This window comes from Pseudomonas sp. NPDC086251, from assembly GCF_044746405.1.
GTDB lineage: Bacteria > Pseudomonadota > Gammaproteobacteria > Pseudomonadales > Pseudomonadaceae > Aquipseudomonas.
This window is the reverse complement of sequence record NZ_JBIVBY010000022.1, coordinates 69422-84015: the sequence shown is the minus strand read 5'-3', so window position 1 is coordinate 84015 and position 14594 is coordinate 69422. Positions and strand designations below refer to the sequence as shown.

General features: G+C 59.7%; 14 protein-coding genes. 4 read left to right on the top strand and 10 right to left on the bottom strand.

Going from position 1 to position 14594, the window contains the following annotated elements; all coding sequences use genetic code 11:
• Window positions 1-85: 85 nt before the first annotated feature.
• From ACIPL2_RS23885 to ACIPL2_RS23875, 3 genes are all read right to left on the bottom strand, one after another.
• Complete coding sequence (locus ACIPL2_RS23885) at window positions 86-856, bottom strand: MetQ/NlpA family ABC transporter substrate-binding protein (protein WP_401360423.1); 771 nt, start codon at window positions 854-856, stop codon at window positions 86-88.
• Between the two features lie 75 nt (window positions 857-931).
• Window positions 932-1606 (bottom strand): methionine ABC transporter permease, encoded by a 675-nt coding sequence (locus ACIPL2_RS23880; RefSeq protein ID WP_008002212.1) that lies wholly within the window; start codon window positions 1604-1606, stop codon window positions 932-934.
• Window positions 1606-2613, bottom strand: coding sequence for a methionine ABC transporter ATP-binding protein (locus tag ACIPL2_RS23875; protein ID WP_401360421.1), 1008 nt, complete (start codon window positions 2611-2613; stop codon window positions 1606-1608). The genes ACIPL2_RS23880 and ACIPL2_RS23875 overlap by 1 nt, the downstream gene beginning before the upstream one ends.
• Window positions 2614-2879: 266 nt before the next feature.
• Between ACIPL2_RS23875 and katE the strand changes: the two genes are divergently transcribed.
• Window positions 2880-5018 (top strand): catalase HPII, encoded by a 2139-nt coding sequence (katE, locus tag ACIPL2_RS23870; RefSeq protein WP_401360419.1) that lies wholly within the window; start codon window positions 2880-2882, stop codon window positions 5016-5018.
• A gap of 105 nt (window positions 5019-5123) precedes the next feature.
• Here katE and ACIPL2_RS23865 read toward each other — a convergent pair whose 3' ends face one another.
• From ACIPL2_RS23865 to zur, 4 genes are read right to left on the bottom strand one after another with little or no spacing between them, the layout of a single operon-like run.
• Complete coding sequence (locus tag ACIPL2_RS23865; protein ID WP_401360417.1) at window positions 5124-5840, bottom strand: PA5502 family lipoprotein; 717 nt, start codon at window positions 5838-5840, stop codon at window positions 5124-5126.
• Between the two features lie 37 nt (window positions 5841-5877).
• On the bottom strand, window positions 5878-6666 hold the full coding sequence (gene znuB / locus ACIPL2_RS23860) for a zinc ABC transporter permease subunit ZnuB (RefSeq protein ID WP_401360415.1): 789 nt from the start codon (window positions 6664-6666) through the stop codon (window positions 5878-5880).
• Window positions 6659-7444, bottom strand: a complete 786-nt coding sequence (znuC, locus tag ACIPL2_RS23855; RefSeq protein WP_401360413.1) for a zinc ABC transporter ATP-binding protein ZnuC — start codon at window positions 7442-7444, stop codon at window positions 6659-6661. Before znuC ends, znuB begins: the two co-directional genes overlap by 8 nt.
• Window positions 7444-7926, bottom strand: coding sequence for a zinc uptake transcriptional repressor Zur (gene zur, locus ACIPL2_RS23850; RefSeq protein WP_401360411.1), 483 nt, complete (start codon window positions 7924-7926; stop codon window positions 7444-7446). The genes znuC and zur overlap by 1 nt, the downstream gene beginning before the upstream one ends.
• A 66-nt stretch (window positions 7927-7992) precedes the next feature.
• Between zur and znuA the strand changes: the two genes are divergently transcribed.
• Window positions 7993-8913 (top strand): zinc ABC transporter substrate-binding protein ZnuA, encoded by a 921-nt coding sequence (gene znuA / locus ACIPL2_RS23845; RefSeq protein WP_401360409.1) that lies wholly within the window; start codon window positions 7993-7995, stop codon window positions 8911-8913.
• Between the two features lie 118 nt (window positions 8914-9031).
• Here znuA and ACIPL2_RS23840 read toward each other — a convergent pair whose 3' ends face one another.
• Both ACIPL2_RS23840 and ACIPL2_RS23835 read right to left on the bottom strand, forming a co-directional pair.
• On the bottom strand, window positions 9032-9982 hold the full coding sequence (locus ACIPL2_RS23840; RefSeq protein WP_401360407.1) for a homoserine kinase: 951 nt from the start codon (window positions 9980-9982) through the stop codon (window positions 9032-9034).
• Between the two features lie 57 nt (window positions 9983-10039).
• The gene (locus tag ACIPL2_RS23835) at window positions 10040-10330 is read right to left on the bottom strand and encodes a DUF2782 domain-containing protein (protein ID WP_401360405.1); all 291 of its coding nucleotides are present in this window, start codon (window positions 10328-10330) and stop codon (window positions 10040-10042) included.
• A gap of 74 nt (window positions 10331-10404) precedes the next feature.
• Here ACIPL2_RS23835 and polA point away from each other — a divergent pair, with 74 nt between their 5' ends.
• Window positions 10405-13176 (top strand): DNA polymerase I, encoded by a 2772-nt coding sequence (polA, locus tag ACIPL2_RS23830; protein WP_401360403.1) that lies wholly within the window; start codon window positions 10405-10407, stop codon window positions 13174-13176.
• 380 nt (window positions 13177-13556) lie between these two features.
• On the opposite strand, the gene yihA is transcribed toward polA, so the two are convergent.
• Window positions 13557-14201: a ribosome biogenesis GTP-binding protein YihA/YsxC gene (gene yihA, locus ACIPL2_RS23825; RefSeq protein ID WP_401360401.1), complete on the bottom strand. Its 645-nt coding sequence runs from the start codon at window positions 14199-14201 to the stop codon at window positions 13557-13559.
• Between the two features lie 191 nt (window positions 14202-14392).
• Between yihA and ACIPL2_RS23820 the strand changes: the two genes are divergently transcribed.
• Window positions 14393-14594: cytochrome c5 family protein (locus ACIPL2_RS23820; RefSeq protein ID WP_401360399.1), on the top strand; the 202-nt coding region annotated here is incomplete at its 3' end.

Sequence of the window (14594 nt, the reverse complement as noted above, 5' to 3'; positions counted from 1 at the left end):
GGCAAGCCTGGCTCCTACAGGGTCGGGACAATCGGCATAAAAAAGGGGACGCTCATGGCGTCCCCTTTTTCGTTACATCCGCGGATCAGAACGCCGGCACGACCGCGCCTTTGTACTTCTCGAGAATGAACGCCTTCACTTCCGGGCTGTGCAGCGCGGCAACCAGTTTCTTCATCGCGTCGCTGTCCTTGTCGTCCGGGCGGGCCACGAGGATGTTCACGTACGGCGAGTCGCTGCCTTCGATGACCAGTGCATCCTTGGCCGGATCGAGCTTGGCTTCCAGTGCGTAGTTGGTGTTGATCAGCGCCAGGTCGACCTGGGTCAGCACGCGCGGGATGGTCGCGGCTTCCAGTTCACGGATTTTCAGGTCCTTGGTGTTCTCGGTGATGTCCTTAACGGTCGCCAGGATGTTGTTCGAATCCTTCAACTTGATCAGGCCAGCCTTGGCCAGCAGCAACAGCGCACGGCCGCCGTTGGTGGCGTCGTTCGGGATGACCACGTTGGCGCCGCCTGGCAGTTCGGTCAGTGCTTTGTACTTGCTGGAGTAAGCGCCCAGCGGTTCCAGGTGCACGCCGGCAACAGCTACCAGGTTGGTGCCCTTGGCCTTGTTGAATTCATCGAGGTACGGCTGGTGCTGGAAGAAGTTGGCGTCCAGGCGTTTTTCCGCAACCTGTACGTTCGGCTGGATGTAGTCGGTGAAGACTTTGACTTTCAGGTCCACGCCTTCTTTGGCCAGTGCCGGCTTCACGAATTCGAGGATTTCCGCGTGCGGGACCGGGGTCGCTGCGACGGTCAGGGTGTCGGCATGGGCGGAAAAGGCTGCAACGGCAGCGAACGCGACGAGTAGTTTTTTCATTCAGCTAACTCCTTGTGCGGCGCCCGTTCGGCGCCTGCCAGCGAATGGCCGGCTCATGCATTTATTTAGAAAAGCTTATTTACGAGAAAAGTGGACAACCAATTTGTCGCCAACGGTTTGCAGCACCTGGACCAGCACCAGCAGCAACACCACCGTCACAACCATCACATCGGTCTGGAAACGCTGGTAACCGAAACGGATCGCCAGGTCACCCAAACCACCAGCGCCCACCACACCGGCCATCGCCGTGTAGGACACCAGCGTAATGGCTGTCACCGTAATCGCTGCAAAGATGCCCGGACGGGCTTCCGGCAGCAAGGCGTTGGTGATGATCTGCCGCGTCGTTGCGCCCATGGCCTGGGTCGCCTCGATGATGCCGCGATCGACTTCACGCAGGGCGGTTTCCACCAGTCGCGCGAAGAACGGCGTGGCGCCCACCACCAGCGGTGGAATCGCACCGGCAACACCCAGCGAGGTGCCGGTGATCAGTACGGTGAACGGAATCATCACGATCAACAGGATGATGAACGGCAGCGAACGCAGAATGTTCACCACCAGCGACAGCATCGCGTACACGCCTTTGGCTTCCAGCAACTGGCGTGGGCTGCACAGGAACAACAGCACGCCCAGGGGCAGGCCGAGCAACACCGTGAACAGCAACGAACCGCCGAGCATCAGCAAGGTGTCGCCGGTGGCCAGCCAGATTTCGAACCAGTCGATGTTGGCGAAGAAACTTGTCAAGGCTTCCATTAGCGCAGCACCTCCATGTGGACGTCAGCCGCGGTGAAGCGGGCAAACGCCGCGTCCATGTCACCACCGGTGACGGCCAGGGTGAGTTGCCCGTAGGGAACGTCTTTGATGCGGTCGATACGACCGGCCAGGATGCTGTAGTCCACACCCGTTTCGCGAGCGACGGTGCCCAGCAACGGCGCGTAGGTCGCTTCACCCTGGAAGGTCAGGCGCACGATGCGGCCCGGGACATGAGCGAAGTCGTCACGCTGTTCGCTTTCGTCAATCTGCTCGTCTTCTTGCACGAAGCGCTTGGTGGTCGGGTGCTTCGGATGCAGGAACACCTCGGCCACCGAACCTTGCTCGACGATCACGCCAGCGTCCATCACCGCCACCTGGTCGCAGACCCGGCGAATCACATCCATCTCGTGGGTGATCAACACGATAGTCAGCTTCAGCTCGCGATTGATCTCGGCCAGCAATTGCAGGACCGACGCCGTGGTCTGCGGGTCCAGAGCACTGGTGGCTTCGTCGCACAGCAGGATTTTCGGTTTGGTCGCCAGAGCGCGGGCGATGCCCACCCGTTGTTTCTGGCCGCCAGACAATTGCGCCGGGTACTTTTTGGCGTGGTCGGACAGGCCAACCCGCGCCAGCAACTCAGCCACCCGCAGGTCGATGTCACTGCGCGACAATTCACCCGCCAGGGTCAACGGCAGCGCGACGTTGTCGGCTACGGTCTTGGACGCCAGCAGGTTGAAGTGCTGGAAGATCATCCCGACCTGCTGACGGAAACGCCGCAGGCTATTGGCGTCGAGCGCGGTGACTTCTTCGCCGTCGACGAAGATCTTGCCGCCACTGGCGTTTTCCAGGCGATTGATCAGACGCAGCAGGGTACTTTTTCCCGCGCCGGAATGACCGATCAGGCCGTAAACCTGACCATTCTCAATCGTCAGACTGGTCGGATGCAGGGCGGGGATATCCTTACCGGCGACGCGGTAGGTTTTGTGGACGTTTTGAAACTCGATCACGTAGCGAACCTTGTGGGGCGCGTTATAAAAGGATCAGCGGTTAGCCGGGCGCGCATTTTAGCCTGTCCGTATAGAGGTTCTTAGCATTTATTTCGCATTCATCCTGCCATTTGGCAATAACGCGATCAAAGGTCAGAAAAAAGGAACGGCTAAAAGCGCCATCAGTCACTAATTAAGCAACTTCGAAACCACCCTGGGTGCCGTGCCTGGGAATTGTTCAAGCGTCCTGGCTATGGCAGGAATCGCAAACGAGGAGTTTATGCCTGATGAGTACTAAAAAGCCTGCCGCCCCCAAAAGCGCACTGGCCGGGACCGATACCCTGGACCGCGGCAACACCAATGCCAAGCTCGACAGCCTGGAAAAATTCCGCTCCGACGCCACCGATCAAGCCCTGCGCACCAATCAGGGCGTGAAGGTTTCGGACAACCAGAACACCTTGAAGGTCGGTGCTCGCGGACCTTCGTTGCTGGAAGACTTCATCATGCGTGAAAAAATCACGCACTTTGACCATGAACGCATTCCCGAGCGCATCGTGCATGCCCGCGGCACCGGCGCTCATGGATTCTTCCAGAGCTATGAAAACCATTCCGTGCTGACCAAGGCAGGCTTCCTGCAAGACCCGGCGAAGAAAACCCCGGTATTCGTGCGCTTTTCAACGGTACAAGGCCCTCGTGGGTCAGGCGATACCGTGCGGGACGTACGAGGTTTCGCCGTGAAGTTCTTCACCGACGAAGGCAACTTCGACCTGGTGGGCAACAACATGCCGGTGTTTTTCATTCAGGACGCGATCAAGTTTCCTGACTTCGTGCACGCGGTCAAGCCCGAGCCACACAACGAGATTCCTACCGGCGGTTCGGCGCACGACACCTTCTGGGACTTTGTTTCGCTGGTGCCGGAATCGGCGCACATGGTGATCTGGACCATGTCTGACCGGGCGATCCCGAAAAGCCTGCGCAGCATGCAGGGCTTCGGCGTGCACACCTTCCGGTTGATCAATGCCGAAGGAAAATCACGCTTCGTCAAATTCCACTGGCGCCCCACGGCCGGCACTTGCTCGCTGGTGTGGGACGAAGCGCAGAAGCTCGCGGGCAAAGACACCGATTACCACCGTCGCGATCTCTGGGAGTCAATCGAGATGGGCGACTACCCGGAATGGGAGCTGGGTGTTCAGGTGGTCGAGGAAGAAAACGAACACGCCTTCGATTTTGACCTGCTCGACCCGACCAAGATCATTCCCGAGGAAATCGTACCGATCACCCCGCTGGGCAAGATGACCCTCAATCGCAACCCGGACAACTTCTTTGCCGAAACCGAGCAGGTCGCCTTTTGCCCAGGGCATATCGTGCCGGGAATCGACTTCTCCAACGATCCGCTGCTGCAAGGTCGGCTGTTTTCCTACACCGATACGCAGATCAGCCGACTCGGTGGACCGAACTTTCACGAGATTCCGATCAACCGCCCGGTATCACCGTTCCACAACGGTCAGCGGGATGCGATGCACCGCACCACCATCGACAAGGGGCGCGCATCCTACGAGCCGAATTCGATCGATGGCGGTTGGCCGAAAGAAACTCCACCGGCTGCACAGGATGGCGGCTTCGAGACGTATCCGGAGCGCATCGACGCGAACAAGATCCGCCAGCGCAGCGAGTCGTTCAGCGACCACTTCTCCCAGGCGCGGCTGTTTTTCCACAGCATGAGCAAGCACGAGCAGGAACACATCATCTCGGCCTACAGCTTTGAGCTGGGCAAGGTTGAGCGCGAGTTTATTCGGGCGCGGCAAGTGAATGAGATCCTCGCCAACATCGACCTGGAACTGGCCAAGCGCGTGGCGCAGAACCTCGGTCTGCCGGCGCCTAAAGCCGGGACGGTCGAGGTGCCAAAAACCTCGCTTGATCGTTCGCCGGCCCTGAGTCAGGCGAATCTGCTGCCGGGCAATATCAAAACCCGGAAAGTGGCGATTCTGGCAGCGAATGGTGTCGATGGCGCAGCCATTGATGCGTTGAAGAAAGCGCTGGCGGCCGAAGGTGCGCACGCCAAGCTGCTGGGCCCGACTTCCGCTCCCGTGACCACCGCCGATGGCAAGGCGCTGCCGGTCGATGCGTCGATGGAAGGCTTGCCTTCGGTGGCGTTCGACGCGGTGTTCGTACCCGGTGGCGCGGCGTCGATCAAGGCGTTGAGCACGGACGGTGTGGCGTTGCATTACCTGCTGGAGGCCTACAAACATTTGAAGGCAATCGCACTGCATGGCGAGGCCAAGCAGTTGCTGGATGTGTTGAAGCTGGAGGCTGATGCGGGGTTGATCGTCGGAGCGGACGCCAAGCTGTTCAAGGCGTTTTTTGCCGCGATCGGGCAGCATCGGGTGTGGGACAGGGAGCCTAAGGCCAAGGCGATTCCGGCTTAAGGCAGTGCTTCGTTAGTGAGGACGCCTTCGCGGGCAAGCCTCGCTCCTACAGGATCGCCATGGAGCGACATAATCCTGTAGGAGCGAGGCTCGCCCGCGAAGCTTTTAAGGCTTACGCGGACTCAAAACCATCTGCGCCGGAACATTGCGCAAAATCTGCTTTTCCAGATTCAACTCAAAATCCGCATCGAGCTTCTTCACCCGCTTGGTCAGCAACGTGGCCAACCAAGGGTAGTCTTCGGTCCGTGGCGCCTGAATACTCACATCACACTGATAATTCACCACATCGGCGGCGATGGCATCCATTTGACGCCGAAGCTTGGCAATATCGGTGACGTTCAGTGCAACGGTGGTGCTTTGCGCCGAAGGATCGATCACTTTCGCCTGCGCCTTGGCTTCGGCAGCCATCAGCGCTGCTTCTGCCTTGTCCAGCTCAGCCTTGCGCGCATTGACGATGGCGTTGTTAACCCCACCGGTCAGCGCCGGAGCCTTGGGCATCAAAGCCCGGGCACGGCTCAGCGCCGTAGCGGCGGCATTCACATCGCCTTTTTGCAAAACGATCTGGCTGCGTTGCAGGTAGGCTTCGGCCAATTGTCGTTGGTACTGCACCAGCGTCGGGTCATTGGGTGACTGGGCTTGCAAGGCAGCCAGCTGATCCTCGGCGGTGGCCAGCTCATTGCTGGCCAGATTTTTCTCAAGTTGTGCAACAGCCTCGGCTCGCCCATCGGGGGCCTCGGTGGCCGCCGGTGGCGTGCTTTGGCAAGCGCCCAGCAGCAGGGAAAATGCGACAAGGAGCAGATAACGTGAGGCGAACGGCTTCATTCCTGCGACTCTCTATTTGCGCAAAAAACGAGCAAGTCTACACCCCTCGACGGGGCAGGACAAAACTCAGCAGAAACAGCGCGGCGGCGGCCACCACAATCGACGGGCCCGCCGGGGTGTCCTTGAACCACGACAGCGCCAGCCCGCCACAGACCGCGAGCATACCCAGCAGGCTCGCGCCCAGTGCCATCTGCTCCGGTGACCGGGCGTGACGTTGTGCCGCAGCCGCCGGGATGATCAGCAGTGACGTAATCAGCAAAACACCGACGATTTTCATCGCCACCGCGATCACCACGGCGATCAGCAACATCAGGGCCAGGCGCAACGACGCCACCGGCAGACCTTCAACTTTAGCCAATTCTTCATGCACGGTAATCGCCAGTAATGGCCGCCACAACGTCACCAGCAAGGCCAGAACGGCGGCACTGCCGCCGAGGATCCAGGCCAGATCGGTCGGGCTGATCGCCAACAGGTCACCGAACAGATAGGCCATCAGGTCGATCCGTACTTCGTGCATGAAGCTTAGTACCACCAAGCCCAAAGAGAGGGTGCTCGGTGCAAGAATTCCCAAAAGCGTGTCGGACGCCAGCGGCTGACGCTGTTGCAAGGTCACTAACAACACCGCCAGCAACAAACAGCCGACAGTGACCGCCACTGTCGGGCTGACATCCAGCAGAAAGCCGAGCGCCACGCCGAGCAACGCCGCGTGAGAAAGGGTGTCGCCGAAATAAGCCATGCGCCGCCAGACCACGAACGAACCCAGCGGGCCCGCGACCAATGCCAGGGCCAGGCCTGCAAGCAGGGCATATAGAAGAAAATCAGCCATGCTTGCAGCTATCTCCATGAACGTGGGGTTGGGCCGCCGAGGCCGCGGTGACCACAGAGCCATGCAAGTCATGGGCGTGGTCGTGATGGTGGTGATAAATCGCCAGACTTTGTGCGTTCTTTCCGAACAGCTCGACGAACGCCGGATCACCGCTGACCTGCTCGGGATGGCCGGAGCAGCAGACGTGACGGTTGAGGCAGACCACCTGGTCGGTGGTGCTCATCACCAGGTGCAGATCGTGAGAGACCATCAACACGCCGCAGCCGTGACGATCGCGCAGGCGTGTGATCAGGCTGTAGAGCTCGGCCTGACCGGCCACGTCGACGCCTTGTACCGGCTCGTCGAGCACCAGCAGTTCCGGCTCGCGCAACAGCGCCCGAGCCAGCAGCACACGCTGCATTTCGCCACCGGACACGCTTTGCACCGGGCTGTCGATCACCTGTTCGGCGCCGACTTCCTTGAGTGCAGACAAGGCCATCGCGCGGTCAACACCCGGCACCAGGCGCAAGAAGCGCAGCACCGACAGCGGCAGCGTCGGATCGACGTGAAGTTTTTGCGGCATGTAACCGACGCGCAGTTTCGGCTTGCGCCACACACTGCCGCTGTCCGGTTTCAATAGGCCGAGCACCGCGCGCACCAGCGTGGTTTTGCCGGCACCGTTGGGGCCGATCAGGGTCACGATCTGCCCTGGCTCGACGCTCAGCTCGATGTTATCCAGCACATTCTGCCCGGCAAAGGTGACGGCAACCTGCTCGAGGCGGATCAGCGCGTTACTCATCAAGCCCCCTGGCAACCGGCGCAGAGACCGACCACTTCAACGGTCTGGCCTTCGACGACAAAACCGACATCCTTGGCGCTGCCGATGATCGCGTCGCTGATGGATTTCTGTTCCAGCTCAATGGCGGCGTGGCATTCGCGGCAGATCAGGAACTGGCCCTGGTGGGCGTGTTCCGGGTGATTGCAGCCGACAAAGGCGTTCAGCGAAGAGATGCGGTGCACCAGGCCGTTTTCCAGCAGGAAATCCAGCGCGCGGTACACGGTCGGCGGCGCGGCGCGGCGGCCGTCCTGCTCGCTGAGCACCGCGAGGATGTCGTAGGCACCCAGCGGCTTGTGGCTTTGCCAGACCAGTTCCAGCACCCGCCGGCGCAAGGCAGTCAGGCGCAAGCCTTGCCGCGCGCACAGGGTATCGGCCTCAGACAATGCGGTATGGACGCAATGAGAGTGGTCGTGGGGACGGCTGGCAATCGGTGTTTTAGGCATGAGCGGCGACGAGTTTTGTGAGAGACGTTATTATGTTACCCGTTCTCGCCTCTTCGAGTGGTCATCGTGTCCCGACTTTTTTCTATCTTTGTCGCATTTTTCGCAAGTTTTCTGCTGATCGGTTCAGCGCATGCCGACGTCAAAGTCCTGACCAGCATCAAGCCCCTACAGCTGATCGCGGCGGCGGTGCAGGACGGCGTGGCGATTCCGGAAGTCCTGTTGCCGCCCGGTGCGTCGCCGCATAACTATGCCTTGCGCCCATCCGACGTACGGAAGGTGCAGTCGGTCGATCTTCTGTACTGGATCGGCCCGGACATGGAAGGTTTCCTGCCTCGCGTGCTGAACGGCCGTACGCAGCCCAGCGTTGCCGTGCAGGATTTGCCGGGTCTGAAACTGCGTCGCTTCGCCGCAGATAGCCACTCTCATGAAGAAGAAGCCGACGAACATGACCACGATCACCGTCCGGGCAGTCTGGATGCGCATTTGTGGTTGTCACCGGTCAACGCTCGCGTGATCGCGACAAAAATGGCCGCTGACCTGAGTGCTGCAGATCCGGCGAATGCGGCCCGTTATCAAAGCAACCTCAAGGCATTCGATGAACGTCTGGATGCACTCGACCTGCGCCTGAAGAAACGTCTGGCCAGTGTAGAGGGCAAACCTTATTTCGTGTTCCACGAAGCTTTTGACTACTTCGAAGACGCCTACGGCCTCAAGCACACCGGCGTGTTCAGCGTCGCTGCCGAAGTGCAGCCCGGCGCCCAGCATGTCGCGGCCATGCGCGCGCGGTTGCAGGAAGTCGGCAAGACCTGCGTGTTCAGCGAACCGCCATTGCGTCCGCGCCTGGCAGAAACCCTGGTGGCCGGCCTGCCGGTGAAACTGGCGGAACTGGATGCGCTGGGCGGGTACACGCCAGCGACCGCTCAGGGGTATGAGCAGGTGCTGGAGAAGTTAGGGAATGATTTGGCGGGGTGTCTGGAGTCGTTGTAATTCGGAATTTGTGGTGGCCCATTCGCGAGCAAGCCCGCTCCCACATTTGATCTCGGCCGATCACAGAATGTGTGTTCACTTAAGATCAAATGTGGGAGCGGGCTTGCTCGCGAAGCTTTTAAAGGGCGAACGGCAACGGCGTACTGACCTTTTGCCGCTGCGCCAACCGCAGCTGAAACTCCATCGGATCGTGAATCAACACGTCCTGGCCGGCGAAAGACTCTGCCGCAATCAACCGCGACAACCAGAACCGCACGCACGCCACCCGCAGCATCGTCGGCCAAAGTTCGGCTTCAGCCGCCGTAAACGGGCGCAGCGCCGCGTAAGCCCCAAGCAATGCCCGCGCACGTGGCCCGTCGATCAAACCGTCGTCGTCCGAACACCAGTCATTCAAGGCAATCGCCACGTCGTAGAGCATCGGCCCTGAACAGGCGTTGTAGAAGTCGATCAGCCCGGTCAGGTGTGTGCCTTCGAACATCGCGTTATCACGGAACAGGTCGGCGTGGATGTTGGCTCGCGGCAGCGCCAGAATTTTCGTCTTTTGCTGAGCGATCTCGTCCAGCGCCCGTTGCAGCAGTTCTTTCTGCTCGGCATTCAGGTGCGACAGCAACTGCGTGCCCTCTTCCAGCATCCAGTCCAGGCCGCGATCGGTTTTGCGCTTGATCATGTTGGCCTGGGTCGCCAGGTGCAGATGACCGAGCAACTCGCCAACCTGGGCGCAATGCTGCGAATTGGCGTCCTTGATGTGTTTGCCGGCCAGACGCGGCTGCAGCAGCGCAGGCTTGCCGGCCAGTTCGCGCAAGGCAACGCCGTCGGTGGTGCGCAGCGCATACGGCACCGGGAGATCGGCCTCATGCAGCACGTCGAGCAGTTCGATGAAGAACGGCATTTCCTGGACCGGACCACGCTCGACCAGGGTCAGGACAAATTCGCCCTGCTCCAGGCTGATAAAGAAATTGGTGTTTTCGCTACCGGCGGCAATCCCCTGGAAATCAAGCAGGCGGCCGAGGCCATAAGGGGCGAGAAAAGCTTCCAGCTCGGGCCGAGCCAGGGGGGTGAACACAGACATGTTTAAACTGCCAGTACGGGCGCCGCTCTTGAGCCAGCGCCGATTGAATTTAAGAAACTACTTCCACTCGAAAATCTTCCACGACGGAATCAGCATATCGGGCTGATCAGAGCGGACGAAGTTTGCATCTGTCCCGTCCGCGCGCACCAGAAAATACGGTGGTGCGCCCTTCGGCGTGACCTTGATTGCATACAGGAAACCGTTTTGGCGGTATTCCTGGATGGTTTTATCCCCTTCCGTGCGGATCGTGACTTCAGGCTCTGGAGTCGGCGCATCATCCGCCGCCATGACGGCGAACGGAACGGTTGCAAACATGCCAGCCAGCAGCAAGCGATTTAGTGTGCGCATGATAACCTTGTCCCTTTGTCGTCAACGGTCCCGCTATTCTAGCGCCGGACCCGCCGAAAAGGTTGATCCTGCTCATGAGCCAAGCCCCCCTCGTCCTGGTGGACGGTTCTTCTTACCTGTACCGCGCCTTTCACGCCCTGCCACCGCTGACCACGTCCAAAGGTCTGCCAACCGGTGCGGTCAAAGGCGTGCTGAACATGCTCAAGAGTCTGCGCAAGCAGTACCCGGACAGTCCGTTCGCCGTGGTGTTCGACGCCAAGGGCGGGACCTTCCGCGACGAAATGTTCGCCGAGTACAAGGCCAATCGTCCAAGCATGCCCGACGACATGCGCGTACAGATCGAGCCGCTGCATCAAAGCGTGATCGCCTTGGGCTTCCCGCTCCTGTGCGTCGAAGGCGTCGAGGCCGATGACGTGATCGGCACCCTGGCCCGCAGCTGCGCGGCGGCCGACCGTCCGGTGGTGATTTCCACCGGCGACAAGGACATGGCGCAACTGGTCGACGGCCACATTACCTTGGTCAATACCATGACCGGTAGCGCGCTGGACATTGAGGGCGTGAAGGAGAAATTCGGCGTCGCTCCCGAGCAGATCATCGATTACCTGGCCCTCATGGGCGATTCTTCCGACAACATTCCGGGCGTTCCTGGCATTGGTCCGAAAACCGCTTCCGGCCTGTTGGTGGGCGTCAACGGCGGCCTGACCGAGCTCTATGCACAGCTCGACATCGTCCCGACCCTGCCGATTCGCGGCGCCAAGACCCTGCCGGCCAAGCTCGAAGAGCACAAGGAGATGGCGTTCCTCTCCTACCGGCTGGCAACCATCAAAATCGACGTGCCGTTGGATATCGGCCTCGACGACTTGCAAATGGGCCAGCCGGATCACGACAAGCTCGCCGAGCTCTACACCCTGCTGGAATTCAAGAGCTGGTTCGAAGAAAACCAGCGCGACGCCAAGCGCTCCGGCCAGGAAGTTGTCGCGCCAGTGGCTGAAGAAGCGGCCGTCGAGACTGAACTCAAGTACACAACGATCCTCACCCAGGCCGATTTCGACCTGTGGCTGAAGAAGCTCAACGACGCCAAGCTGATCGCCTTCGATACCGAAACCACCGGCATCGATGCGCAGCAGGCGCAACTGGTGGGCCTGTCGTTTGCGGTACACGCCAACGAAGCGGCCTACATCCCGCTGACCCATTCCTACATGGGCGTGCCGGACCAACTCGATCGCGACACCGTGCTGCGCGCGCTGAAACCGATCCTCGAAGACCCGAACAAACTCAAGGTCGGCCAACACGCCAAGTTCGACATGAACATCCTGGCCAACTGCGCCATCGGTGGCGATCAAAGCTGCGGCATCATTGTGCAAGGCATTGCCTTCGACACCATGCTCGAATCCTACGTGCTGGACTCCACCGCGACCCGCCACGACATGGACAGCCTGGCGCTCAAATACCTGAATCACACCACCACCAGTTTCCAGGACATCGCCGGCAAGGGTGCGAAACAGCTGACTTTTGACCAGATTTCGCTGGAACTGGCCGGGCCGTACGCCGCCGAAGACGCCGATGTCACCCTGCGCCTGCATCAGACGCTGCAAGAAAAACTCAATGCCATCCCGAGCCTGAGCAAAGTCCTGAGCGAAATCGAAATGCCGCTGGTGCCGGTGCTGGCGCGGATCGAACGTCAGGGCGCGCTGGTCGATGCCAACCTGCTGGGCATTCAGAGCGTTGAGTTGGGCGAGAAGATGGTCGCGCTTGAGCGTGAGGCATTTGCCATCGCAGGCGAAGAATTCAACCTCGGCTCGCCGAAGCAACTGGGCGTGATCCTGTACGAAAAACTCGGCCTGCCGATCCTCAGCAAAACCGCCAAGGGCCAGGCGTCTACCGCCGAAGCCGTACTGGCGGAACTGGCCGAGCAGGACTACCCGCTGCCGAAAGTGCTGATGCAGTACCGCTCGATGAGCAAGCTGAAAAGCACCTACACCGATCGCCTGCCGGAGCAGATCAACCCGCGCACCGGGCGGATTCACACCTCTTATCACCAGGCCGTCGCGGCGACCGGGCGTTTGTCGTCCAGCGATCCAAACCTGCAGAACATCCCTATCCGTACCGCCGAAGGTCGCCGGATTCGTCAGGCGTTCGTCGCGCCCAAAGGCTACAAACTGTTGGCAGCGGACTACTCGCAAATTGAATTGCGGATCATGGCTCACCTGGCCAAGGACGAAGGGCTGCTCCACGCCTTCCGCAATGACCTGGACGTGCACAAAGCCACCGCCGCCGAAGTCTTCGGGGTTGAACTGGCGGAGGTCACCACCGACCAACGGCGCAGTGCCAAGGCGATCAACTTCGGTTTGATCTATGGCATGAGTGCGTTTGGCCTGGCCAAGCAGATCGGTGTCGATCGCAAGCAATCCCAGGCTTACATCGACCGTTATTTCGCCCGTTATCCTGGCGTGCTGGACTACATGGAGCGCACCCGCGCCCAGGCCGCCGAACAAGGTTTCGTTGAAACCATCTTCGGTCGTCGCCTGTACCTGCCGGAAATCAACGCGAAAAACCCGGCCCTGCGCAAAGGCGCCGAACGCACGGCGATCAACGCGCCGATGCAAGGCACCGCGGCGGACATCATCAAGAAAGCCATGGTGGCTGTGGATAACTGGCTGACAGCCTCAGGCCTGGACGCCAAAGTCATCCTGCAGGTGCACGATGAATTGGTGCTGGAGGTGCGCGAGGATCTGGTCGACCAGGTTCGCGATGAAATCCGCGTGCACATGAGCGACGCCGCGAAACTGGATGTGCCGCTGCTGGTCGAGGTTGGCGTAGGCAATAACTGGGACGAAGCTCACTAAAGCCATCAGAAAAATGAAATCTCCCTGTAGGAGCGAGCTCGCTCGCGAAGGACGAAAGGGCGCCACGTTGACACAGGCACCCCGCGTTATTGTTAACGTCCATCGCGAGCGAGCTCGCTCCTACAGGCAGGGAATTCATGGCTCGAAGGGCCGTTATTTCGAAAAGCTCTTGGGATTATTCCTAATGGATTTTGATCCACTCCGGAACTAAACCCGTGAACCGCCACTCAGAGTTACTGAATGGCTGGTGAAGCCCTTCGATGCTCCTATGTTGTGTTAAGTGTTGGCAGATAATCTGGACCCCGCCCTAGCGGTCCGGAACTTGAACCCCGGAACTTCCCCCTCCCCATAAGAAGTCCGGGGTTTTTTTTGCCTGCGATTTATTGCTCGGCAACCTCGGCGCCCTTGTCCGCCAGTTGCATCCAGCCCGCCAGTACAGTGTAGGCGTCTTCCAGGCCCATGCGTTTTGGCGCCGAGAACAGCTGGATAGAGATCGCATCACCCCAACCTTTGCGGATGTCTGCCTGAACCTTGAGCAGCACGTTTTTCGCCGCGCCGTAGGTCAGCTTGTCGGCTTTGGTCAGCAAAATATGCATCGGCATGCCGCTGGCTACGGCCCAGTCGAGCATCAGCAAGTCGAAGTCGGTCATTGGATGACGGATGTCCATCATCAAAATCAGGCCCTTCAAACTCTCGCGACCACCCAGATAGGCTTCCAGGTGACGCTGCCAGTGCAGCTTCAACGGGATAGGGACTTTTGCGTAACCGTAACCCGGCAGGTCGACCAGACGACGATCATCGTCTAGCTTGAAGAAGTTCAACAACTGCGTGCGACCCGGCGTTTTCGAGGTCCGCGCGAGGCTGGCGTGCGTCAGGGTGTTCAAAGCGCTGGATTTGCCGGCGTTGGAACGCCCGGCGAAAGCCACTTCAAAGCCTTCGTCGTCGGGGCATTGATCGACTTTGGCAGCGCTGAGCATGAAGGTGGACTGTTGGCACAGGCCGAGGATGGGGTTCTTGAGTTGCATGGGATTTCCGATGTGGGCGGCGCCGGGAATGGACGCGGCGAGCAGTGTCGTTTCCGTTTCAGTGACGCCAGTATATAATGCCGCAGATTTTGTGTGCGCTTTGTCCCAGCGTAGGATGAAGTTCACGAGAGCGATTGACCTTGATTGCGCATCAGAACGCAGAACGCTCTCAACCCTGAAAAGGTCGTTTTATGACGAAATGGCTGCTAGCTGCCGGTGTCTTGATGCCGCTTTACAGCGCTCAGGCTACACAGGATCCGGAAGCTGTGTACAACCGTGTTTGTGGTGCCTGTCATTCCCCCCATCTACCCATCGAGCCGCAAAAGTTACATAAGGAGGCTTGTACGGCCGGGATTTATCTAGGTAGGAAGACCCTGGTGCAGCGCGAGACAC

Excerpts from the sequence above, each read along its gene's own strand:
- katE (WP_401360419.1), top strand. The coding sequence starts at position 2,880 with ATGAGTACTAAAAAGCCTGCCGCCCCCAAAAGCGCACTGGCCGGGACC.
- znuC (WP_401360413.1), bottom strand. The coding sequence starts at position 7,444 with ATGAGTAACGCGCTGATCCGCCTCGAGCAGGTTGCCGTCACCTTTGCC.
- ACIPL2_RS23835 (WP_401360405.1), bottom strand. The coding sequence starts at position 10,330 with ATGCGCACACTAAATCGCTTGCTGCTGGCTGGCATGTTTGCAACCGTT.
- ACIPL2_RS23880 (WP_008002212.1), bottom strand. The coding sequence starts at position 1,606 with ATGGAAGCCTTGACAAGTTTCTTCGCCAACATCGACTGGTTCGAAATC.
- ACIPL2_RS23840 (WP_401360407.1), bottom strand. The coding sequence starts at position 9,982 with ATGTCTGTGTTCACCCCCCTGGCTCGGCCCGAGCTGGAAGCTTTTCTC.
- polA (WP_401360403.1), top strand. The coding sequence starts at position 10,405 with ATGAGCCAAGCCCCCCTCGTCCTGGTGGACGGTTCTTCTTACCTGTAC.
- ACIPL2_RS23885 (WP_401360423.1), bottom strand. The coding sequence starts at position 856 with ATGAAAAAACTACTCGTCGCGTTCGCTGCCGTTGCAGCCTTTTCCGCC.
- znuB (WP_401360415.1), bottom strand. The coding sequence starts at position 6,666 with ATGGCTGATTTTCTTCTATATGCCCTGCTTGCAGGCCTGGCCCTGGCA.
- zur (WP_401360411.1), bottom strand. The coding sequence starts at position 7,926 with ATGCCTAAAACACCGATTGCCAGCCGTCCCCACGACCACTCTCATTGC.
- ACIPL2_RS23865 (WP_401360417.1), bottom strand. The coding sequence starts at position 5,840 with ATGAAGCCGTTCGCCTCACGTTATCTGCTCCTTGTCGCATTTTCCCTG.
- yihA (WP_401360401.1), bottom strand. The coding sequence starts at position 14,201 with ATGCAACTCAAGAACCCCATCCTCGGCCTGTGCCAACAGTCCACCTTC.